At 46.3% G+C, this 22,186-nt stretch carries 19 protein-coding genes and 1 riboswitch; of the genes, 8 read left to right on the forward strand and 11 right to left on the reverse strand.

The features are described 5' to 3' along the window. Positions 1–73: 73 nt before the first annotated feature. Positions 74–1,339 carry an HD-GYP domain-containing protein gene (locus HUB64_RS18400; RefSeq protein WP_168822982.1) on the forward strand — a complete coding sequence of 422 codons (1,266 nt, stop codon included), beginning with the start codon at positions 74–76 and terminating at the stop codon, positions 1,337–1,339. A 173-nt stretch (positions 1,340–1,512) separates the two neighbouring features. Here HUB64_RS18400 and HUB64_RS18405 read toward each other — a convergent pair whose 3' ends face one another. Continuing rightward, positions 1,513–3,300: an aminopeptidase P family protein gene (locus tag HUB64_RS18405; RefSeq protein WP_173497557.1), complete on the reverse strand. Its 1,788-nt coding sequence runs from the start codon at positions 3,298–3,300 to the stop codon at positions 1,513–1,515. A 653-nt stretch (positions 3,301–3,953) separates the two neighbouring features. Between HUB64_RS18405 and HUB64_RS18410 the strand changes: the two genes are divergently transcribed. After that, the gene (locus tag HUB64_RS18410) at positions 3,954–4,739 is read left to right on the forward strand and encodes an ROK family protein (RefSeq protein ID WP_028761333.1); all 786 of its coding nucleotides are present in this window, start codon (positions 3,954–3,956) and stop codon (positions 4,737–4,739) included. 375 nt (positions 4,740–5,114) lie between these two features. Further along, positions 5,115–5,203, forward strand: a riboswitch (cyclic di-GMP riboswitch). A gap of 113 nt (positions 5,204–5,316) precedes the next feature. Next, on the forward strand, positions 5,317–7,923 hold the full coding sequence (locus tag HUB64_RS18415; protein ID WP_173497558.1) for a glycosyl hydrolase family 18 protein: 2,607 nt from the start codon (positions 5,317–5,319) through the stop codon (positions 7,921–7,923). A 132-nt stretch (positions 7,924–8,055) separates the two neighbouring features. On the opposite strand, the gene HUB64_RS18420 is transcribed toward HUB64_RS18415, so the two are convergent. Then, positions 8,056–8,526 (reverse strand): FKBP-type peptidyl-prolyl cis-trans isomerase, encoded by a 471-nt coding sequence (locus tag HUB64_RS18420; protein ID WP_173497559.1) that lies wholly within the window; start codon positions 8,524–8,526, stop codon positions 8,056–8,058. A 250-nt stretch (positions 8,527–8,776) separates the two neighbouring features. Between HUB64_RS18420 and HUB64_RS18425 the strand changes: the two genes are divergently transcribed. Beyond that, positions 8,777–10,132, forward strand: a complete 1,356-nt coding sequence (locus HUB64_RS18425; RefSeq protein WP_173497560.1) for a short-chain fatty acid transporter — start codon at positions 8,777–8,779, stop codon at positions 10,130–10,132. 80 nt (positions 10,133–10,212) lie between these two features. Here the strand turns inward: HUB64_RS18425 and HUB64_RS18430 are convergent, their stop codons facing one another. Beyond that, the gene (locus HUB64_RS18430; RefSeq protein WP_131523614.1) at positions 10,213–10,692 is read right to left on the reverse strand and encodes an HPP family protein; all 480 of its coding nucleotides are present in this window, start codon (positions 10,690–10,692) and stop codon (positions 10,213–10,215) included. A 276-nt stretch (positions 10,693–10,968) separates the two neighbouring features. Here HUB64_RS18430 and HUB64_RS18435 point away from each other — a divergent pair, with 276 nt between their 5' ends. Continuing rightward, complete coding sequence (locus tag HUB64_RS18435; RefSeq protein WP_173497561.1) at positions 10,969–11,583, forward strand: TetR/AcrR family transcriptional regulator; 615 nt, start codon at positions 10,969–10,971, stop codon at positions 11,581–11,583. Between the two features lie 93 nt (positions 11,584–11,676). Here the strand turns inward: HUB64_RS18435 and HUB64_RS18440 are convergent, their stop codons facing one another. The 4 genes from HUB64_RS18440 to HUB64_RS18455 form a co-directional block, all read right to left on the reverse strand. Next, positions 11,677–12,183: a DUF1294 domain-containing protein gene (locus HUB64_RS18440; protein ID WP_254451437.1), complete on the reverse strand. Its 507-nt coding sequence runs from the start codon at positions 12,181–12,183 to the stop codon at positions 11,677–11,679. Positions 12,184–12,212: 29 nt separating this feature from the next. Beyond that, complete coding sequence (locus HUB64_RS18445) at positions 12,213–13,418, reverse strand: DUF418 domain-containing protein (protein WP_173497942.1); 1,206 nt, start codon at positions 13,416–13,418, stop codon at positions 12,213–12,215. 199 nt (positions 13,419–13,617) lie between these two features. After that, the gene (locus HUB64_RS18450) at positions 13,618–14,055 is read right to left on the reverse strand and encodes a nucleoside deaminase (RefSeq protein ID WP_173497562.1); all 438 of its coding nucleotides are present in this window, start codon (positions 14,053–14,055) and stop codon (positions 13,618–13,620) included. 65 nt (positions 14,056–14,120) lie between these two features. Then, positions 14,121–15,038 carry a LysR family transcriptional regulator gene (locus HUB64_RS18455; protein WP_173497563.1) on the reverse strand — a complete coding sequence of 306 codons (918 nt, stop codon included), beginning with the start codon at positions 15,036–15,038 and terminating at the stop codon, positions 14,121–14,123. 135 nt (positions 15,039–15,173) lie between these two features. Between HUB64_RS18455 and xapA the strand changes: the two genes are divergently transcribed. Further along, positions 15,174–16,001: a xanthosine phosphorylase gene (gene xapA, locus HUB64_RS18460; RefSeq protein ID WP_173497564.1), complete on the forward strand. Its 828-nt coding sequence runs from the start codon at positions 15,174–15,176 to the stop codon at positions 15,999–16,001. 211 nt (positions 16,002–16,212) lie between these two features. Here the strand turns inward: xapA and HUB64_RS18465 are convergent, their stop codons facing one another. After that, on the reverse strand, positions 16,213–16,713 hold the full coding sequence (locus HUB64_RS18465; RefSeq protein WP_173497565.1) for a hotdog fold domain-containing protein: 501 nt from the start codon (positions 16,711–16,713) through the stop codon (positions 16,213–16,215). Between the two features lie 224 nt (positions 16,714–16,937). Here HUB64_RS18465 and HUB64_RS18470 point away from each other — a divergent pair, with 224 nt between their 5' ends. Both HUB64_RS18470 and HUB64_RS18475 read left to right on the forward strand, forming a co-directional pair. Further along, positions 16,938–17,852 carry a DUF368 domain-containing protein gene (locus HUB64_RS18470; RefSeq protein WP_028761321.1) on the forward strand — a complete coding sequence of 305 codons (915 nt, stop codon included), beginning with the start codon at positions 16,938–16,940 and terminating at the stop codon, positions 17,850–17,852. A gap of 226 nt (positions 17,853–18,078) precedes the next feature. Beyond that, the gene (locus tag HUB64_RS18475) at positions 18,079–19,653 is read left to right on the forward strand and encodes a hypothetical protein (protein ID WP_173497566.1); all 1,575 of its coding nucleotides are present in this window, start codon (positions 18,079–18,081) and stop codon (positions 19,651–19,653) included. A gap of 91 nt (positions 19,654–19,744) precedes the next feature. Here the strand turns inward: HUB64_RS18475 and HUB64_RS18480 are convergent, their stop codons facing one another. The 3 genes from HUB64_RS18480 to HUB64_RS18490 are packed head-to-tail and all read right to left on the reverse strand — an operon-like array spanning position 19,745 to position 22,137. Further along, entirely contained in the window at positions 19,745–20,404 is a 660-nt protein-coding gene (locus HUB64_RS18480) for a PAS domain-containing protein (RefSeq protein ID WP_028761319.1), read from the reverse strand. Positions 20,405–20,454: 50 nt separating this feature from the next. Next, positions 20,455–21,729 (reverse strand): serine dehydratase subunit alpha family protein, encoded by a 1,275-nt coding sequence (locus HUB64_RS18485; protein ID WP_173497567.1) that lies wholly within the window; start codon positions 21,727–21,729, stop codon positions 20,455–20,457. A 24-nt stretch (positions 21,730–21,753) separates the two neighbouring features. Beyond that, the gene (locus tag HUB64_RS18490) at positions 21,754–22,137 is read right to left on the reverse strand and encodes a RidA family protein (RefSeq protein ID WP_173243577.1); all 384 of its coding nucleotides are present in this window, start codon (positions 22,135–22,137) and stop codon (positions 21,754–21,756) included. Positions 22,138–22,186 lie beyond the last annotated feature (49 nt).

Genomic DNA, 22,186 nt, shown 5'->3' on the forward strand with positions numbered 1-22,186 from the left:
CAGTGGTGTATCTTGATTTTGCTCTTCTAGTTCATTAGCTCACAGCGGGAATGCTATATAAGAGGAACTTCCCATGGCGATATCACTTAGGCGTGGTGTAACGAAATTAGCCACAGCGTCCTTGGGAACAGCGGCGGCACTGCCACATTGGCGACGTTTGATTTTTGAACGTTTATTTGGCTTTCTAGCGATTCTCTGCGTGCCTGTATACATCACTAGTGTGTATTTATGCGTCATCGCCGATCTCTGGTTTATGGTGGTATTTGATACGCTGGCTTATCTGTTTTTACTGCTTTTACTGTATTTTCCTAAGCTTGCTGATAGTACGCGTTTTGGCTGTGGCTGCTTGCTGGGTTTTGCTATCGGCATCGGTTTTTTAATTGCGATTGGCCCTTCGGGAGCTGGTTTTTTCTGGTTATTTATTTTCCCGCCGTTAGTCGGTATTTTTTTAGGAAATCGAGCCAGCTTATATGCCCAGTGTTTGAATGGGCTAAGTTTGGTATTGATTGGTTTTGCTTATCATTTTAATTGGCTCAATTGGCCTGAAACCCAAGGTTATAGTGTCGGTATTTGGGCCGTTGTGGTGGTCAATTTTATCGTGACCAATGCTATGTTGACGTTAACCATCACTTATTTATTAGGTAAGTTGGCTGACGCACTCGATTCAACCTTAGCATCACGCCAAGCTACTGTATTAGGCTTAGCTAAACTCGCCGAATACAGAGATAACGAAACGGGCGCGCATTTGCTACGTATGCGGCAGTATTCGAAAATGCTCGCGTCGCAGCGACTACTGGCTGCCAATCCTCCTGCAGAATTGAACGAAGATTATATTCAAGACATTAGTTTGTCGGCCATTTTGCACGATATAGGTAAAGTCGGTATTGCCGATGCGATTTTGCTTAAACCGGGTAAATTAACGCCGCAGGAGTTTGAGCAAATTAAAGCTCATCCTGTGATCGGGGGACAAGTGCTACGCAGTTTGTTGGAATATGCGCCCCAATGTACTTTTATTCAGATGGGTCGTGATATTGCTTCGGGTCACCATGAAAAGTGGGATGGTAGTGGTTATCCCCTTGGTTTGAAAGGTGAAGATATTCCGCTTTCGGCGAGGATAGTGGCCCTAGTTGATGTTTATGACGCGCTGACTTCTCCCCGATGTTATAAGCGGCCCTTTAGCCACCAAGAGGCTATCGACTTAATTATTGAAGGCAAAGGTCAGCATTTCGATCCTGAATTAGTCGATTGTTTTATTGAAATTCATCAGGACTTTGAAGTGTTGTCTAAAGCATCGCTGGATGATGCTTATCAGCCGATGGCACAACCTACTATGGTTTAGCGACTCATGTTTTTAAATCGTGTTTTGAAATCATGGTTTTGAAATAAGACGTGGGTTTTAAAACACACTGATAGCGCTAAAAAAAAGCCCAATGCTAATTGCCTTGGGCGTTCTATTTTATAGCGCGTAAGTGACTAAAATAACGACTTAAATTGCTACTTATCAGCGGAGTGCTAAATTGCTTTAGTCACTTGAGTTAACCAAGCCAATTCATCCCCTGACATCAACGGAGAAAGTGTATTGAATACTTGCTGATGATAAGCATTAAACCAGTCTATTTCCCCTTGCGTTAACAGGCTCTTATCAATAAGGCGCGCATCCATAGGGATCATAGTCAACGCATCGAATTCATACATTTCACGCTCAGCCCCTTTAAGTGCTTCACAGTGTTGCACTACGACGAGGTTTTCTAGGCGAATACCGAAGTCGTCGGCGCGGTAGTAACCCGGCTCGTTGGAAAGCACCATGCCGGGCATCAATGCGATACCGTTGACATTTTTACCTATGCGCTGCGGACCTTCGTGCACACTTAAAAAATGACCCACACCATGGCCTGTACCGTGATCGTAATCAAAACCATGTTGCCATAAATATTGGCGGGCGAATGCATCGAGCTGCTGGCCTGAGGTGCCTTTCGGGAAGCGAGCTTGGTCGAGGGCAATATGACCTTTTAGCACCAGCGTAACCATTTTTTTATGCTCATCGGTCACTTCACCTATCGCAATGGTACGGGTCACATCTGTCGTGCCATCAATATACTGAGCGCCAGAATCCACTAAGTAGATGCTGTCCATTGTCATCATGGCTGGTGTGCCATTGTTGTGATTGTAATGGCACATAGCGGCATTAGGACCGGCAGCTGAAATCGTGTCGAAACTTGGCTCGCGGTAACGCTCATCTTCTAGGCGAAAGCTTTCCAATTTATCCGCAAGGGTGCCTTCATCGTGCATACGATTGGCTGCCACTTCGGCATCGAGCCATGCAAGGAATCGACTCACTGCGACGCCATCGCGGATATGACAGGCACGCATGCCGGCCAGTTCTGAGGCGTTTTTCTGCGCTTTAGGTAAAGCGACAGGATCGATTCCAGCAATTAATTTTGCTTCTGCCTCACGGGCAATGTTTTGTGCCCAAGCGTTTGCAGAATTCGGATCGGCAAGTAGTTTTACATCCTGCATGCTGGCGAGTGTATCGGCAAGAGATGCCTCGTCCTTAAAGCTTACGCCAGCACCAACATGCTCCTCAATGCCCTCTGGGAGTTTGCTTAAATCGGTGAAAAGCTGCATATCGCCATTGGCGTGGAGCAGGGCACTGCCGAGTACAACGGGCAGGCGTGGTACATCATTGCCGCGAATATTGAGTAGCCAGCAGAAAGAATCTAAGGCGGCGATTAAGGCGACATCACCACCGGCTTTTTTTACTAATGCACCAATTTCAATGCGTTTTTGCAGGCTGGTTTTACCAGCACTCTCGTTGCTAAACAAAGTGATAGGCGCGTTCGACTGTGCTGGCCGATTCTGCCAATGCAAATCGATAGGATTTTGTTCAACTGCCACTAATTCGATTTGGGATTTATTTAAGGTTGCTTTGGCATTTTCATACCAAGCTAAGGTGTGTAAGCGCGCATCGAAACCAACGCGAGACCCTGCTGGTAGCGTGTCACATAACCACTCAATTTGTGGTGTATCGGTTAGGCTTTCATAACTGAAAAATGTGGCATCGACTTGTAAACGAACTTGAACCGTATAGCGGCCATCGGTAAATATTGCGGCTTTATCTTTCAATACGATAGCCATACCCGCCGAACCGGTAAAGTTGGTTGCCCAGTACAAACGTTCGTTATGTGCTGGCACATATTCGCCCAGATATTCGTCGGCACGGGGAATAATAAAAGCATCGAGATTAGCAGATGTTAATTCGTTACGAATAGCACCGAGACGGTTAGCGATTGATTGTGACATAAGGGCTCCAATAGAGACTGGCATGCTATGCGAGTCGGTAGGCGAAGATCGCCTAAGGATGAATGGTTTATACCCAAACAACCTGAAGATGCAGGATTCAGCGGTAATTTAACGCACTTTAGGCAAGGCGGTTATTTGCAGACCTAGTGGGCTAAGTTAAAAATAACCAACGCAGTATAAAGTGCGTTAAAAACCGCCGGGACGGAGCGTCTAGGGCACTTCACTTCCGTGTTGCATCAATTCAAAAGGTAGCCGACATTCTGTCATTGATACGCCTTGAATTGAAGCACCCTAGGCGCTCTGAAACTCGTATCTTCAGGTAGCTTGGGTATATGTTGATTTGAGTTTTAACCGGCTCGGATTATCGCAAGTCTAGCGCTAGATGCAAGGGTAGCGAATAAAGGATTTTGTATACAATCGTGAATTTGTGCAGGTAAGACGCTTGAGGTTATGGGGGGTGTTGTTAATTTATTTATGTGATTTTGAGCATGAAAAGTGAATTAAATAAAAGGTTGGTCATGTTTTAATTAGGACTTGTTCCTTACAAATTAGCAACTTAAGTTTTATTCAATCGCTAACATTTGGACCCTATGCTAACATTTGCCATCTCTACTCGGGGTCAGAGTGGGGCACATGTATCAGTGGAGTAAGCGATGCAAATACTAACAATAGATGTGGGCGGTACCAAAGCCCTGTTCGAACTTCAGCTCGCGGGACATACAGAACAATATAAAATCCCCACAGGTGAAGGTTTTAAAATTGAAGAGTTAAATAATCAAATCGCGGCGTTTGAACGTGATTATGATTTACAGCATTACCAACTAGCGATTGCCGTACCTGGACTGGTACAAAATAATCGTTTGGTTTCTTGTAAATCTTTACCTGGACTCAATGGATTGAGCTTCGATACAGTCAAAACCCAGGGTGAGCTTAAGTTTATCTGCAACGATATCGATGCGGGTATGCAAGCGACTTGTGATGCGAAATATGCCTGTGAGTTATTGGTCATGTGCGGCACTGGGATCGGTATGTCTATTGCCTTTAATGGACAAGTCTTTACGGGAGCGACGGGCGTGGCGGGGGAGTTGGGGCCTTGTCGCGTGATGACAGAATCTGGCGAGTTTAGTTTAGAGCAACTGGCCAGTGGCGATTCAGTGCGCAGCCGCAAAATCTCCACTCAGGATGATTTATATCGCGCGGGCAGTTATCTCGGCATGGGATTAGCGTGGGCGGTTAATTTATTTAATCCTAATCGAATTTGGCTTGCTGGCGGTATGATGAATAGCGCTCCTTACTACAAAGGCTGCCTCGAAAGCTTAAAGCAAATGGCATTGAGCGCGCCCTTAGCTGAGATGAAAATCAATCGTGTCGATGATATGGAAACCTTGGTTTGCCGCGGTTTATCAGTGATGCTCGCAAGGGACTATCCTCGTGCATAAGGATCATAAATAACCCCGTGCATAAGGATCATAAATGCCCCGCGCATAAGGATCATCATGTTGTTCGACAATGGTTTGCGCCATGAATGTTTAGTGATTGAGTTTTAGCTGCATAAGCGACGTAAATTGTGAAATATAAAGCAGGACTTGTGATGTCTTTGGCATATCGAGTCCTGTTTTTTTTATTCTTAAAGTATTCAGATAATCCTTATTATCCAAAGTAAATATTAGTGATAGTTGAATTTGCATAATTCCTTTCTTATCAGATGACTAGTTCTATTTACGATTTTGGCCAATAACACAGTTGATAATATCTTGTTGCAATTTTATTGCGCTTACGCTTATGCTGACATTTACAATGACAACGTTGTCATTGTGTGTAAAAGGCAAACCAGTTGAAAAACTGGGACGCAAAGCCTCCGGTCTAAGGGTTCGTCTGTACCTATGATAGCGGGGATACCACAGGTTTTTCTTCGTGCAGTTGTCAGTCGTTTTGCATGGTTTTAAGAGAGTGCTGTTTCCTGTCTACGCTTTGTTTGCCTTATTGATTCATATAAAAATTCAATAGGGATATCTCATGTTCAAGACTCAAATTTCAACATCAGCCTTGCTAGTGGCATCAGCGCTGGCATCTACCATCAGTGCCAGCGTTTTTGCAGCTGCACCCGGTAAACCGACTTTAGGTTGGGGCGAAACTAAGTTCGCTATTATTGAAGTGAATCAAGCGGCTACCGCTTACAATCAATTAGTTACGGTGAAAGATGCCGCCGATGTCTCCGTCAGTTGGAACCTTTGGAGTGGCGATGTGGGCAATAGAGCCCAAGTGTTACTCAGCGGCAATGTAGTTTGGGAAGGCCCATCTGGCGCGTCGGGAACCGCTAACTTTAAGGTGAACAAGGGCGGCCGTTATCAGATGCAAGTACAACTGTGTAACAGCGATGGCTGTACGGCGAGTGATGCTAAACAAATCCTCGTGGCTGATACCGACGGCAGCCATTTAGTGCCACTCAATGCTCCCCTAAAAGAAAACAACCGTCCCTATGCTAATAAATCAGGCAAAGTGGTGGGAGGTTACTTTGTCGAATGGGGCGTATACGGTCGTAAATTCCCGGTCGATAAGATACCTGCGCAAAACTTAACCCATATTTTATATGGCTTTACCCCAATTTGTGGTGGTGATGGCATCAATGATAGCTTGAAAGAAATCGAAGGCAGTTTCGAAGCGTTGCAACGTGCCTGTAGTGGTCGTGGTGATTTTAAAGTTGCGATTCACGATCCTTGGGCAGCGATTCAAATACCGCAGGCGGGAGTGAGTGAGCATTCAGATCCTTACAAAGGTAACTTTGGTCAATTGATGGCACTTAAGCAAGCACATCCAGATTTGAAGATTTTACCTTCGGTCGGTGGTTGGACCCTCTCGGATCCCTTCTTTTTCTTCGGTGATAAAACCAAGCGCGATATCTTTGTCGCTTCGGTGAAAGAGTTTCTACAGACATGGAAATTCTTCGATGGCGTTGATATCGACTGGGAATTTCCAGGGGGGAATGGCGCTAACCCAAATTTAGGTAATGCCAATGACGGTGAAACCTATGTGACTCTGATGCGTGAACTGCGGGCGATGCTTGATGAACTAAGCGCCGAAACGGGTCGTACCTATGAGCTGACCTCAGCGATTAGCGCAGGTGACGATAAAATTCAAAAAGTCGATTATCAGGCTGCTCAGCAGTACATGGATTACATCTTCTTGATGAGTTACGACTTTAATGGTGGTTGGACTAATACTGAACTCGGTCATCAAACCAATCTGTATGAAGCAAGTTGGGATCCCAATACCCGTTACACCACAGCTAATGGCGTTAATGCGCTGTTAGGCCAAGGTGTGACCCCAGGGAAAATTGTGGTCGGTGCCGCTATGTATGGCCGCGGCTGGACAGGTGTGAATGGCTACAGTGGTAATAATCCTTTCACGGGGACGGCAACGGGCAAAGTGAAAGGTACTTGGGAAGCTGGTGTGGTGGATTATCGTCAGATAGCGAACGAGTACATGGGGAGCGGTTGGACTTACAGTTACGACGAAACGGCCGAGGCGCCATCACTGTTCAAGGCATCTACTGGCGATTTAATCACTTTCGATGATGCTCGTTCAGTTAAAGCCAAGGGGCAATATGTGCTTTCTAATCAACTTGGTGGGCTTTTTGCGTGGGAACTTGATGCCGATAATGGTGACATTCTGAATGCCATGCACGAAGGTTTAGGTCATGGTGAAGGCACCACTCCGCCAGTGAATAAAGCGCCCATTGCCAATGCGGGCGCGGATGTGAATGTCACCGGTCCCGCCGATGTGACGCTCAATGGTAGCGGTTCGCGCGATCCTGAGAATAACGCGCTGACGTATCTTTGGACGCAAGTGTCTGGCCCAACTATTACCATCGCAAACGCGGATATGGCGAATGCGGCGATTCAATTGGGTGCAACATCTGCCGATGTCGTCTATGGTTTTAGCCTTAAAGTCACCGATCCTGAAGGATTATCTGCCACAGATTCAGTGACAGTAACCAACAAGGCTGATACGCCTAATCAAGCACCTGTAGTGACTCTGGCTCCGACTGCGACAGTTGAAGCGGGTAAAACCGTCAGTATAGTAGCGAGTGCCTCCGATGCAGATGGTGATGCCTTAACCTACGCTTGGACTGTGCCCGCAGGCGTGTCGGCAACCGGGCAAAATAGTGCCACGTTAGTAGTTACTGGCCCCAATGTTACCGAAGCGACCCTCTATGGTTTGAGCGTGCTGGTTTCCGATGGTGCCTTAGATGCAAGCGCATCGACGAATCTGACTGTGACGCCAAAAGTGGTAGGTGGTGGGTGCGATGCAACCGATCCCAATGCCGGTAACTATCCTGCTTGGCAAACCAGTGTGGTGTATAACACGGGCGATACTGTGAGTCATAGTCAGTTGGTATGGAAAGCAAAGTATTGGACGCAGGGTAATACGCCATCTCGCATCGCAGACCAATGGCAGCTACTCAGCCAAGTTGATCTCGGTTGGGATGCGGGTGTGGTGTATAACGGCGGTCAAACTACTCGCTATAACGGTCGTGTTTGGAAGGCGAGTTACTGGACTAAAGGTGATGTACCGGGTGTTGCAGCAGTATGGGTTGATATTGGCGCGGCAACCTGCCAGTAATCATCCAAAATTTTGATATTATTGGTTAAAAAATAAAGCCCTGCGAAGATTCAGGGCTTTTTTCTTTATTAAGCGAAAGGTTTTTTTATGAATACAGCCGAATGCGTTAAGACAGACTCATTGAAGACTGATTTAATTAATCTTAAGCAGTTCCACATCAAAAATTAACACAGAACCACCACCAATCTTGCCCGTGCTACGGTTACCGTAGGCGAGTTCACTGGGAATAAAAAACCGCATTTTATCGCCAACAACCATCAGCTGTACGCCCTCAGTCCAACCTTTAATTACCCTATTAAGCGGAAATGCGATGGGTTCGCCGCGATCAACCGAACTGTCAAACACAGTACCGTCAATCAAAGTGCCATGATAATGGACTGTCACTGTATCGCTGGCTTTAGGATGAACTGTGCCATCGCCCTGAGTTAATACTTGATATTGCAAACCTGAAGCTGTGGTAATCACACCTTCTTTGGTTTTGTTTTGTGTTAAAAACTCATTGCCTAAACGGATATTTTCTTGGGCGGCTTTTTGGCCATTCATCGAGGTAAAGAAGTAAAAAATCACCCCAGCAATCACCACAACGGCAAGTAACATTTTCATATAAAGAGCACCTTAGTTAATTTTTGCCATATTATCAGTTTTTTAGCATCAGATGCTATCGGCACTCGCGTGTGCGTTGAGCGGGATATCTGGTGCTACCAGTTCAAACCGTTAAAAACTCCCTCAAGACTTTATCCTGCTTTAGAGATCGCTTAATCTGTGGGCTTAAGACTCAATAAAAATTCAATAAAAACAAATAAGAACTAGGGCGTGTTGACGTTTTAGTTCAGATAATAAACAAGGAAAGTCTATGTTAAACAAAGCGGCAAAACCTCTGGTCAAACTCGTCGACCGATATCTACCCGATCCTTATATTTTCGTGCTTTTACTTACCTTAGTCGTATTAATTGCTGCTGTGGTCGCTGAACATAAAACCCCGCTGGAAGTCATCAATTATTGGGGCGATGGTTTTTGGACGCTGTTAAGTTTTTCGATGCAGATGCTGTTAGTGCTGGTGGCAGGATTTATGTTGGCAAGCTCGCCGCCGATTAAAAAGCTGCTCGATGCCATTGCTGGATTGGCTAAGTCGGCACCACAAACCATTATTTTAGTGACTTTGGTGTCACTGGCCGCCAGTTGGATTAACTGGGGTTTTGGGCTAGTGGTGGGCGCGTTATTTGCCAAAGCCTTAGCTCGCAAAGTGAAAGTGGATTATCGATTGCTGGTCGCCAGCGCCTATTCCGGCTTTGTGGTTTGGCATGGTGGGCTTGCGGGTTCGATCCCATTAACCATAGCGACGGCGGGGCATTTCTCTGAATCGCAAATCGGTATCATCCCTACCAGTGACACTATTTTCGCGAGTTATAATTTATTGTTAGTGGCAATTCTGTTTGTGGTCATGCCATTAGTGAATCGCTTTATGTTGCCTGAAGATAAGGACAGTGTTTATGTTGACCCAAGCGCCCTTGATGACAAAGGCAGCGAACCCGCAGCTTCGGCGTTGGAGCTTAACCCTGCCAATGTGAGCGAGCGTCAGCCTGAAAGCCGTCCTGCGGATAAGTTAGAAAATAGCCGTTTACTCGGCTGGAGCGTCGGTGGCGCTGGGCTTGTATACTTAGGTTATTACTTTTGGGTACAGGGCGGCAGCTTAAACCTCAATTTAGTGAACTTCTTATTTTTATTCCTCGCCATACTGTTACATCAAACACCACGCAGTTTATTAACCAGCTTGAATGAGGCCATTAAGGGCGGCGCAGGGATTGTTATCCAATTTCCCTTTTATGCGGGCATTATGGCGGTGATGGTGCAATCGGGTTTAGCTCAAAGTATTTCGGAAGGTTTTGTGGCCATCGCTAGCGCCGAGAGCCTGCCATTTTGGAGCTTTATCAGTGCAGGAATTGTGAATATTTTTGTACCATCGGGAGGTGGCCAATGGGCCGTGCAGGCGCCGATTATGTTACCCGCCGCACAGGCTTTAGGTGCTGATGTCGCTCGGGTCGCAATGGCCGTTGCTTGGGGAGATGCGTGGACTAACTTGATTCAACCTTTCTGGGCACTGCCTGTGCTGGCGATTGCAGGCTTAAAAGCGCGGGATATTATGGGCTTTTGTTTAATGCAACTGATGATCACAGGCGTGATTATCAGTATCGCGTTGAGTTGGTTCTAAAGGCAAAGTACAGCCAATTTTGCATTTTAGAGAAAGTGTAGGGCAATTTAAAATTGCCCTTTTTTATTGGCGATGAATGATTAAAACCACTTTTGTGGGTATTGCCGGCGGCAAAGTAAGTTGTGATACAGCCAACCAAAAGCCAGAATGAGCGCAACACCACTGGCGACGGGCATATACAGAAAATCCCAGTGCTGCGCCGTGAGCATAACGACCAGAGGATTCGCTCCCGCGGGTGGATGCACAGTATGAGTTAACATCATGACCGCTATACCTAATCCGACCGCAAGCCCTAAGGCTAGCGGGGAGACTCCTAAAGTATTTAGAATGATCAGTCCAACCAAACTCGTGAGTAAGTGGCCGCAGAGAATGTTTCTCGGTTGAGCGAGTGGACTTTCTGGCAAGGCAAACAACAACACCATAGTGGCACCAAAGGGGGCCATCAACCAAATGGTTTGCGGTGTTAGCTGTTCAAGCGTCGCTAAACTACTGATACACAACGTGGCTCCACACCCTGCGAGCAAGGCCATCTTTAGATTCTGTGGATTGATTCTTTGCATCTTTTCTCCCATTAATGGCTTGTGTTAAGCCCTTATTTTGATAATGAATTGTGGACGTGAATGTTCAGCAAACCATCGCCGCTAACATGCCGTGGTGTTCCGTATTCACTCTTGATTTCACTATTAACTTAATTTAGTTACATAAGTAGACAAATTTGTCTACCTATGTGAATGTTCTCACGAGTAGACTGACTTGTCTACTCGTGAGAAGATAGGACTCATATTTGTTAGCTAAAATTTGCTAACGAATGTTTACCAAAGAAGAGGAATGAGTTGATGCAGGGCACTGAGATTCAGACAGGTACGCCATCGGATAAACGGCAGCAATTGGTCACTACCGCATTTAAACTGTTTTATTTTCAAAGTGTGCATGGGGTGGGGATTAATCAGATTTTGCAGGAATCGGCGATCGCCAAAAAAACTCTGTACCACCACTTTGCCAGTAAAGATGAGTTAGTTGAAGCCGTGGTTCGCTATCGTGATGAGGTATTTTATCAATGGCTTAGCGAGCGAGTGAACGCATTGCCAGCGGGACGGGAGGGCATTGGTGGGTTATTTATCGCGCTCGATGATTGGTTTAATCAAAGAGTGCCGCAACTGTGTGAGTTTCGCGGCTGTTTTTTTATCAATGTCAGCGCCGAATTTACTGAGCCGAGCCATCCAGTGCACCAACTCTGCGCCCTGCATAAACTGCGAGTGGCGAGTTTAATTGAACAGCAAGTATCGGCATTGGGCTTGCCAGAAGCTAAGACCCAATTTCTCGTTGCGGCAATAGGTTTACTCAAAGAGGGTGCGATAGTGTCGGCGCAACTAAAAGGTGACACTCAGTCTGCACTGTTGGCGTTGTCTGTGGTAGATCAGTTGATCGATGCCGCGACTCATGCTGCTTAGACTGCCACCCTCAGATGGCGATTCTTAGATAAGGCGCCTTATATAAAAGCCTTTGTATAAAAGCTCTTACATAAAAGCCCTTAAATAAGAGCATTAGATAAACATATCTACGGCGCCAGTTTTTATGCCATAACCCAGTACGGCTAAGTTGGCGACGACGGTGAGCCAAAAGACGTTTCTAAATGAGGCTTTAATGGACTTGTGTCTTAACAGGTTTTGGGCAAATAGAGCGCCGGGCCAACCGCCCATGAGGGCGAGCAGATGTAATGTGCTTTCTTTAGTTCGCCATTTGTTACGTTTAGCGGCGGATTTATCGATGGCATAGGCGATAAAGGTGAGCAGGCTTAGTGTGATGTACATGCCCGCAATCCCGACTGGCAGCATATGTTGCTGTGCTGCGCCGATTAAGCCTGCAAGAAAAATCACCACCAATAACAGCGGCATAAGGCTTGAGCCTGAAGCGGCTGTATTGGATTTTTGAGCGCGACTACTTTGGGTGCGATTGTTCTGTGTGCGACCGCTTTGTGCTCGACTCTTTTGAGAACGATTGGTTTGAGGTGAAGCGCTGTTGCCCGTTTTGGCAGTTTTTTTGTTCGTCATTATCTGGTATCAATCTCGTGTCAGTGTTTTTAAGCTTGCTTGTGTTCTTGTGATGCCGTGTATTTTTTAAACGCGAGGTGGCGCCAAAGTTTCTCTAGCGGCCCTTGCTTGAAATAGCGTAAGTACAGGCTGGCTAACAATAATTGCACTACTGAATAAACGAGCGCCATGGCCATGTATCCCCATCTATCTAAGCTCAATAGCAATTCGGGAGCTAAGTGTCTAAACACTAACACGCCAACGATGGATTGCAGAATATAGAGACTAAACGCGAGTTTGCCAATATTTTGCAGCGGAGTCAGTATATTAGGATTATTCTGGCAAACCTTAACTATAATGTGGATGTAAATCAGCGCCATAGGAATAGCACTTAGCATGATTAACACATCTGAAAACGCAACGAGAATGGTATTTTTCGTTAAACCTAAGATGGTATCAAGCAGTGATAGCGTTACGCTTGCTAGCACTAACTTTACCAGTACCGATTTGCTAAAACCCCGCTCAAAAGTCCCCTGTTGATACAAGGCCATGCCGAGCAACATCAAGCCAGCTGTAAACCACATTATGGTAAAAGGGATCACGAGTGCCATATAGCCAACTTGCATCAATTGCAGTAATAGTTGGTCGGCATAGCCAGAGGTCCATGCACTGTATTGCTCTGCAAATAGACTCGATTCTCGAGTGAAAGGTTCATCGCTGCCCGTAAGGCTAACCAGCGTAATGATAACTAAGGCGCTTAAAATAAAAATATTCGCTTTGCGCTTAAGGGCTTCAACACTTAAATCTTTGTAACACAAAGCTAAAAATCCGCTGATGCCATAGGTGAATAAAATATCACCTGACCAAATAAAAATGCCGTGGAGTAGGCCAAATACAATTAACCATTTTAAACGTGATCGCAGTAGTGGGTAAGCTTCTAGGCCTTTGGCGCTAAATCGCTGATATTGAATAAAAAGCCCGACGCCAAACAAGATGGAAAACAGACTGATAAAGCGTGCCTCGATGAAAAAGTTACTGAACACTTTGATAATGTGATCCGACAGCGGCTGTGTTTCATGGGGCGCATAGCCAAAAAAAGTAATGCCCATAAAATAGATATTCATAAAAAATATCCCCAACACGGCTAAGCCGCGAATAGCATCGAGGTTGGCATTACGCTGTGCGGGTATCGTCATTACAACAGGCTGCGTGGAGTCTGATCTTGACCAAGGGTCTTTAGGTAAGTTTTCTGGCACGTTAGCTGAGTTCCTTTCGCTAGTAGACATGTTCCACTTTTCACTGGAATTTGGGAGGGCTAGCCTAGCAGGCGCTAGCCCCCAATGAAATACAGCCAACACAAAAAGTAAAATACAGGAAAGGTAGAAAGTGAAATAGCGCCAACGTAAAAAGTGAAATACAAAAATGCAGAAACGGATTGAGAAGACTGTCGAATCATTACTCGCCGATATCTTCGTTCCAGAGTGTGGGATTACTGGCGATAAAGTCCTGCATCAATTGTTTGCACTCGGCATTATCGACCACAGTGACATCCACGCCGCGGGATTTTACATAGGGTTCAGGCCCTTGGAAGGTAGCGTTTTCACCGACGATGACTTTTGGTATGCCATAAAGTAATACTGCGCCGCTGCACATATCGCAGGGCGATAGGGTGGAATACAAGGTAGCTCTTTGGTACTCGGCGGCGCTAAATCGGCCGGCATTTTCGAGACAATCCATTTCGGCATGCAGTACTGAACTGCCTTTTTGTACCCGTTTATTGTGGCCGCGCCCGACGATTTTGCCATCGATCACTAATACCGAACCAATGGGGATACCGCCCTCGGCGAGTCCTTGTTTGGCTTCTTCAATGGCTGCCGCTAAAAATTCATCCATCTTGATATCCTTAAAATATGAACCCTGAGTATTGCACTCAGCATAGCACTCGTTTGGGAGACAATCTAAATGGTTTTGATTTGTTGCTTCAATAAGTCCCTCAGGCTATCGATAATCGGCAGCGAAGCTATTTCTGGCCGATAAATCAGGCAGATATCGGCGGGGATGGTTTGTTTTAACTTAATAAATTTTACCCTAGGCCAAGGTTGTGAAGCATAACTTTGCGGCACTATGGATACCCTGTTATCGCCAGTGATGATGGCCATCAAGCTATTGGGCTCGACCATTTCCTGTACTAATTGCGGCATAAATCCTGCGGCCTGACAGCTGGCGATAATTAAATCGCTAGAGGCGGAATTGGCACGGCTGAGTAAGGTAAAAGGCTCATCTTTGAGTTCACTCAAGTCGATGCTTTTGCGTCTGGCTAAGGGATGCTTACTTGCCAGTGCTAACACCATAGGTTCGCTGGTGATGGTTTCGGCGAGAAGGTGCGGCAAATTTAAGGTATCGGCGTAGCGCACTAGGCCAAAATCGATTTCTTGATGTGCTAAGGCGACTTTTTGAGTTTCGGGTGATAACTCTTGAAATATCAGCTCATTATTAGGGCATTGCTTACGAAAGCTTTTCAGTATGTCACCAAATCCCATCCAAAACAGCGAGCTCATGATGCCAATTCGAATATGGTTTCTATCGAGTCGCCCAAGCTGAGCCACTTGTTCCAATGAGATATTCACCAGTTCGAATATTTGCTCGCACTTCTCTCTTAACAATTGGCCATAGGGCGTGAGTTCGACCTGACGAGTGCTGCGGGTGAATAGCTCAACGCCAAGGAGCGATTCTAGCTCTTTGATTTGTGCACTCAGCGGAGATTTCGATAAATGCAGTTGCTCGGCGGCAGCGGTGAAGTTTTTCACTTCAGCCACTCGATGGAAATACCGCAGCATCTTCAAGGTGACGAGTTCAGGTGCGTTTATCTTGCTCATCTTAGGCTCATTATTTTCAGTTATTGTCATTTTTATCAGCACAATAGTGCGATTAATCGCGATTATTTACAACCCTAAGCCCGCTTATACTGAGGGTCGTTTACTCTTTCATTCCTTTGCTATGAGGTACCTTGTATGAGCCATGATCCCGTTATTAATGCCCTTGCGACGATTCGAGCCCGTAAACCGAATTTCTCTCCCCGTGCTGCTATGATTTTGGGCTCAGGGCTTGGCGCGTTTGCCGATAATTTAGATAACAAAGTAGTGATCCCCTATGAAGAGTTAGACGGCTTTCCTGTGAGTACCGTCGTCGGTCATTCGGGAGAGCTCGTGCTCGGCAGCTTACATGGCATCGATATAGTGTGCATGAAAGGCCGCGGGCATTTTTACGAGCACCAAAGCATGAAGGTGATGACGACGCCTGTGCGTACTTTCAAACGTTTAGGGTGTGAATTGTTACTCGTGACTAACGCTGCGGGATCATTACGGCCAGAGCGGATCGGCGTGGGATCATTAGTGATTTTCAGCGATCACATTAATACTATGCCGGGTACGCCCATGACGGGCGCAAATGATGATAACTACGGTCCACGCTTTTTTAGCCTAGCCAATGCTTATGATAAAAACCTGAGATCAGAAGCCTTAAGTGTCGCAAAAACCGCAGGCATTGAAGTGAATCAAGGGGTCTTTGTGTCTTACTCTGGCCCGTGTTTTGAAACCGCGGCTGAAATCCGCATGATGCAAATCATCGGTGGCGATGTAGTGGGGATGTCCGTAGTGCCAGAAGTGATTTCGGCGGCGCATTGTGGTTTGCCCGTGTTGGCTGTGTGTGCCATTACCAATATGGCAGAAGGATTGGGGGACGTGCAGTTGTCCCATGAACAAACCTTAAAATGTGCCAAGCTTGCTGAAGCCGACTTTATCCGTTTAATTGAGCGTTTTACCGCAAGCCATTTCGCTTAATATTTTGCATAACTGGGCTGCTCTATTGCGATAGGGCTGCGATTTTAAAAGCTCGTATCTAACAGTTCGTACTTAAACGTGAGCGAGCAAGGCGCCGCGCAATTCAGTTAACTGAATGTTTTTGCGAAATACGGCTGAAGGTTAAAAAGTAAAGGGAGCAAAGCTCCCTTTTTACATGCTGACATTAAGTGTAAGTCTTGATTCAAAGCGTTTATTTTTGCGGTTTTTCTGAAATCCACAATTTGATATGTCCTTTCACCACAACCACTCCTTGGGTGTCGTAGGCGGTAACGGGGACCAGCATATCGCCAGGAGTCCATTGCTCTGGTGTCACTTCGGCGATACATAAAATATCGCTGCCTGCTTTAGCTGTATAATCCAAACTCATGCCCTTAGGTATCCAACGTAAATGTTTTGGAATTGAAGCTTCGGCCATCACGCCCATGGCCATTTCTAGACCATTACAAATCGCAATCACATGTACAGTTTTTATATGATTATGAACGGCATGGCGTTTTTTAATTAAACAGGCGCAATGATTAAGGCGTAATTCAGTGATCAGTGGTTTGATGGTGCCGAAATAGGGCGCCATGCGTGAAACCATGATTGAAAACAGTTGTTGGCCGAAGGGATAACGGCGAGTTTTGTGGTAGAGCGCGAGCACTTTATTAGGTTTTTGTTCTGCAGTGCTAGAAGAGTCTGTCTGGCTCATGGTTATCCTTAATAAAGGTGCAAAGGGGTGTTGTTATTTTGAGCCTGTTCCAAGTTGAGCTTGGGTTGCTCTGGTCGGATGAGTGTAACATTAGGATAACAACAAATACCAGTCGGCTTAATTAAGTAAACTTCATTTCGCGGTTTTAAGTGTAACACCGTATAATTGCGGCCAATTTGTCGTGTAGCGGCAATGGCATGTTGATTTAACTACAAGGACTCACAGTGAAATATTTGCTGACGTATTTTAAGGGAATGGCCATGGGCGCTGCTGATGTTGTGCCTGGCGTTTCGGGCGGCACCATAGCGTTTATTACGGGTATTCTCGATACTTTGCTCGATAGTGTAAAACGCATTAATCCTTCCCTTTGGGGCGTAATCAAGTCGCAGGGCATAAAAGGGGCATTTGCCCATATTAATGGTGGCTTTTTAGTGAGTCTGCTGGCGGGGATCCTGACCAGTATTTTTACCTTTGCGAAGCTGATTTCTTGGTTGTTGGCGGTACATCCCATCCCGATCTGGTCGTTCTTTTTTGGGCTTATTCTTATCTCTGTCGTGCATATGCTTAAACAAGTGAGTGGTTTCACTGTGGCACGTTTAGGGTTATTTGCGCTTGGTGTGCTGGCTGCATGGGCGATTACGGTGCTGAATCCGGTCGCGGTAGAAGCCAGTTACATGAATATCTTTTTCGGCGGCGCGATTGCGATTTGCGCTATGGTATTGCCAGGAATTTCAGGCAGTTTCATCTTATTATTGTTAGGGTTATATCCTGTGGTCCTCGCTGCCGCTAAAAATATTCAGCTGGATATTTTGGCCTGTTTTGCTGCTGGTGCCGTGATGGGATTACTGACGTTCAGCCATTTATTGTCGGCGCTGCTGCGTAAATACCATGATGCCACTATCGTGTTTCTAACCGGATTAATGTTAGGTACCTTAGGTAAAATTTGGCCATGGAAAGAAATCTTAACTTGGCGGACCAACTCCCACGGCGAACAAGTACCTTTGCTGGAGCAAAATATTTCCCCGCTTAATTTTGAGCAAGTAACGGGTCAGCCTTCACAACTGATGTTAGCCATTGTGTGTATGTTAGCGGCGATTGCACTGGTTTGGGGGTTAGAGAAAGTGGGCAAAAGAGATTAGCCCTTTGTTACCTCAACATCATATTCAATAAAAGCAGCGAGATACGCTGCTTTTATTTTTTGCTCATATGCTCATCTTACTTGAATCAGGTCAGCTTTCGACTTTAGGGCAATGTCATTTTAGCCCTGTTTTGGTTACAATCACAGTTCACATTTAGCGTACTCAGTCGACGTTATGTTCCAGTTTAAACTCAGTGAGAGTTTGCAGTTACGATAAGGATATACTTGTGGATAAAAAACAGGTCTCGTGGGGCGGTGTAGCGCTGGCGATTTTTGCTTTGGGTCATGTGGTTAACTTACTCATAGATAAACAGGATTCTGATATATCGCCCGAATTAAAACAGCAAATTTCTGACACGATCTTGGCTCACAGATCACCATCCACCGCGAATAATTCATTAACGTCCATCCCGAGCAATCTTGAGGTGGCCGACGATTCTACCAAAATCCCTATGCCTGCCCAGTTAGCCCAAGTGAGTCAAATCTACAGTAATCTCAGTGCATTTGCGGCACTCAAGCAAGACGGTACTGTGGTGGCATGGGGCGATGCTGAATGTGGTGGCGATATCAATAATGCCGCAGAGCCTCTGGTCAATGTAAAAGAGTTATATGCGGCGGAGAATACCTGTGGTTTTGCGGCCTTAACCCGTGATGACAAACTTATCCCTTGGGGGATGGGGATGAAGCAAGTGCTGACAGGCGTTCGTTCTTTTGTGTTGGCAGAAGGGCTTTATGCGGCCATCAAACAAGATGGTAGTGTAGTCAGTTGGTCTAATCTGGATTCAACACCAGCCGAACTGCTCTCGGGTCAATATGCTGCGCCTGCGATGACCAATATTGATTTTGTGTTGATTAATAAAGGTGCCTTTGCTGCTTTAAAGCTGGGGGGAGCAGTAGTGACTTGGGGCGATGCCGCTTATGGTGGCGATAGTCGCCACGTGGCCTCTGAGCTTAACCATGTTGATCTGCTCTATGCCAACAATAATGCTTTTACCGCGAGGACGGCGACGGGAAAATTAGTGTCTTGGGGCGGGGTCAGCGATGATCAAAAAGGCCGCGAACAACTGGCAAAACTCAGCCAATTAGCGCCTGCCGTGAAAGTTGTCAACACGGATCATGGGTTTGCGGCGCTGCTGGCGGATGGCAGCGTATATACCTGGGGTGAGGGCGAATTGACTGAGCATCACGTCGCGTTTCCAGCTCGTTTATCTACTACAAAACGCGCCAATAAAGTGATTGATATTTATGCAAATCGTGGCGCATTTGCCGCCTTAACCATCAGTCGTCAACTGCACGTATGGGGCAGTAAATTCAATGGTGCCGATACATCAGTCCTACAGGATAAGTTGCAAAAAGTGCACAAGGTTTATCCCTTTGAGGAGGGGTTTGTCGCGCTACGCAAGGATAATACGGCCATTGCTTGGGAAGGTTGGGACTTGGTAGACAAGCAACCACGTTATCAAGAAGTCACTCAGGTGAGCAAAGTGGTGACCTATGAGCGGGAGTTTGCCTTTTTAAAACAGGATGGCACTGTGGTTGATGGCCACTCTGGACCCAAAACTGAAATTACCCAAGCAACGGATATTTTCCCGACAGGCTTAGGGTTTACGGTTAAACGCCAAGATGGTTCGATTGCGGTGTGGATGGGAGGCGAGGCTGCGTTAACATTAGATAAACAAGCCGTTGATTTGAGCCAAATGCGCGACATTCGCAGCAATTTGCTCGATGCCATTGCCTTAATGGCCGATGGCACAGTGCAGGCATGGAATATGATGGGCTTTAGCGGACAAGCTGCGCAATAACAAGCGCAATCACAAGTGCAAAAATAATAAAACGAAAGGGCTAAGGTTATTTACACCTTAGCCCTTTCTATTTAGGCGAGTTTTTCTCACTTTAAGCTTGATTGGCTTTGATTTCCCGCAGATAGCGATAAATCGAATGCACCGAAATCCCCAATCGAGTTGCTGCTACTTGGGCACTGTCCTTGAGTTCGAAAATCCCTAACTCGTGGAGTTGATTGACGATTTCGCGACTCTTTTGTGAAGTTGAAATCGCGGGATTCGCGCGAACCTCATGGTTCACACTGTCGATAGTGCTATGGAGCGCTTCATCAATATTGCGGGCAAACACTTCGGGCGAGCTGGTAAGTTCGCTGCTAAGGAGTTGCTCTGGCATCATAGTGCGCAGTACTGATTGCAGTGGTGCATCCATGTCGCTGTTAATACACAGTAACCCTATGGGTTGATTTTTACTGTTACGGATCACCGTCGTAATTGATCTTAGCGTCTTACCATTAGCACATTTAGTCAGGTAAGAGTTGGAAATATCCTGACCGGTTTTGAGCTTGAGCAAGGCAAGGTTGGTTATTGGAGCACCCACTTCACGGCCTGTGACATGGCCATTGGCAATTTTGACCACAGACGGATGTTTCGCATCTAGGCTGTGCAATACCACTTCTGTGTGTTGACCATACATGGCAGCGATGCCATCGACGATATTTTCGATGGATTTCAGAATATCCAGATCACTTTGCGTTAAATCTTGCAGTTTCACAATTTCAACCTTTAGTTATTAACCCGCAAATATTCAGCGGGTTAAAATCATCATGCCGACATAATATCGATAATAGTGACATCTGTGGATGACATGCCATTGAGGATCATTTTGCCAATGTTTTTAATGGTTTTCTCTACATCGGTAGCAATAATACCTTGGCCTGAGACATTGTGACTACTGAGCGCCATCAAAAATGAGCGCACGGCCGCACTGGATGAAGTGCTAACCTTCATGGCGCAGGACGCTTTAGCGCCGTCACACACCATTCCAGAGCTGTCGCTGATCACGTTTTGAATCGCGAAACAGGATTGTTCGAACGAGCCACCGGCTAAATACACCATGGCCATAGAAGCGGCTGCGCTGGTGACTGTATTGCCACAAAATGCCGACAGTGGTGGATAATGGGACTTGATATAAATCGCCCCTAGATGGCTCATAATCAAGGCGCGGGCGAGTTTTTCTTCCGAAACCTTATAACATTGTGCCGTCAATACCACAGGAATAGTTGCCGCTATGCCTTGATTACCACTGCCAAGATTACTCATGGCGGGCAAGTTTGCCCCGCCCATGCGAGCATCGGATGCTGCAGCAGTTAACATGACGATTTTATTCAGTAAGTCTTCACCGATAATGCCGGCGGCTATGCCGCTTTTCATGGTGCGGCCGACTTCAAGCCCATAGGGATTCGCCATGCCTTCATCGGATAATTTGCCGTTTAGCTCAGAGGCTTCGAGGATGAATTTGATCTCTTCGAAGGGGACTTCTTCGGCGAAGCGATAAATGGACTCGATAGTGATATCCACGCCTTCACAGATGGAACCAGTGGCTTTAGCTTGCGTGCTATCGACACTGAAGACGGATTCGCCATTGAGGCGCTTTTCGGCAATAAGCGTATGGCCGCCGCAGATTTTCACTAGGGCTTCGCGGTCGCCTTTTTTCGCGATGACACAACAATAGATAAATTCTGCTGTTTCGGTGCGCTCAACCGTTACTTTGCCCGCATCGATAAGGGCCTGTGCTCTGGCGACTTGTGCTGGTGTGATCACGGCCAATACTTCTAAGCCCGCATCAGGATTACCCGCAATGGCGCCTGCTGCAGCGGCAATTGCCAGACCGATTTTGCCTGTGCCAGGCACAAACACACCCATAGAGTTTTTATAAAGATTGTCAGACACTTGTACTGCAATTGAATCAGGTTCAACACCCAGCAAGGCGCGGGCGACGGCGGCGGCGTAAGCGGCGGCGATGGGCTCTGTGCAGCCTAATGCGGGCTTAACCACTTGTTTAATGATTTGAATATACTGCTGCCATTGGGGTTTCATGAGCTTACAACCTTATGTTAATGCTTAGATTTTAACGTGTGCTATCGCTTCAACTTCTACTTTAACGCCCAGCGGAAGGTCCTTCACTGCAAAACAGCTACGAGCTGGGCAGTCGGTTTTAAAATAGGTTTTATACACTTCGTTAAAGGCGGCAAAGTCACTGATCTCTGCAAGATAACAAGTGGTTTTAAGAATCGTTTCTAAGCTGCCACCACCCGCTTCGAGCACGTATTTGAGATTCTCTAATGATTGAATCGATTGCTCAGTAATCCCACCGTCAACTACGCTGCCTTTCTTTTTACAAACAGGGAGTTGGCCAGAGGTAAAAATGAGGTTGCCATAGGCTGTGCCATGGGAATAAGGGCCAATGGCCGCGGGAGCACGTTCTGCGTGAATAATGGTTTTCATTGTCTCTCCAACTTGCAAATAAAATTGAATGCCTAGGTCGGCGTATGTG

The organism is Shewanella sp. ISTPL2, from assembly GCF_013283205.1.
Lineage (GTDB): Bacteria > Pseudomonadota > Gammaproteobacteria > Enterobacterales > Shewanellaceae > Shewanella > Shewanella oncorhynchi.

Coding starts and splice junctions, on each gene's coding strand:
- HUB64_RS18405 (WP_173497557.1), bottom strand. CDS start 3,300: ATGTCACAATCAATCGCTAACCGTCTCGGTGCTATTCGTAACGAATTA.
- HUB64_RS18430 (WP_131523614.1), bottom strand. CDS start 10,692: ATGCAAAGAATCAATCCACAGAATCTAAAGATGGCCTTGCTCGCAGGG.
- HUB64_RS18450 (WP_173497562.1), bottom strand. CDS start 14,055: ATGGATGAATTTTTAGCGGCAGCCATTGAAGAAGCCAAACAAGGACTC.
- xapA (WP_173497564.1), top strand. CDS start 15,174: ATGAGCCATGATCCCGTTATTAATGCCCTTGCGACGATTCGAGCCCGT.
- HUB64_RS18465 (WP_173497565.1), bottom strand. CDS start 16,713: ATGAGCCAGACAGACTCTTCTAGCACTGCAGAACAAAAACCTAATAAA.
- HUB64_RS18400 (WP_168822982.1), top strand. CDS start 74: ATGGCGATATCACTTAGGCGTGGTGTAACGAAATTAGCCACAGCGTCC.
- HUB64_RS18440 (WP_254451437.1), bottom strand. CDS start 12,183: ATGACGAACAAAAAAACTGCCAAAACGGGCAACAGCGCTTCACCTCAA.
- HUB64_RS18485 (WP_173497567.1), bottom strand. CDS start 21,729: ATGAAACCCCAATGGCAGCAGTATATTCAAATCATTAAACAAGTGGTT.
- HUB64_RS18425 (WP_173497560.1), top strand. CDS start 8,777: ATGTTAAACAAAGCGGCAAAACCTCTGGTCAAACTCGTCGACCGATAT.
- HUB64_RS18410 (WP_028761333.1), top strand. CDS start 3,954: ATGCAAATACTAACAATAGATGTGGGCGGTACCAAAGCCCTGTTCGAA.
- HUB64_RS18455 (WP_173497563.1), bottom strand. CDS start 15,038: ATGAGCAAGATAAACGCACCTGAACTCGTCACCTTGAAGATGCTGCGG.
- HUB64_RS18490 (WP_173243577.1), bottom strand. CDS start 22,137: ATGAAAACCATTATTCACGCAGAACGTGCTCCCGCGGCCATTGGCCCT.
- HUB64_RS18435 (WP_173497561.1), top strand. CDS start 10,969: ATGCAGGGCACTGAGATTCAGACAGGTACGCCATCGGATAAACGGCAG.
- HUB64_RS18415 (WP_173497558.1), top strand. CDS start 5,317: ATGTTCAAGACTCAAATTTCAACATCAGCCTTGCTAGTGGCATCAGCG.
- HUB64_RS18420 (WP_173497559.1), bottom strand. CDS start 8,526: ATGAAAATGTTACTTGCCGTTGTGGTGATTGCTGGGGTGATTTTTTAC.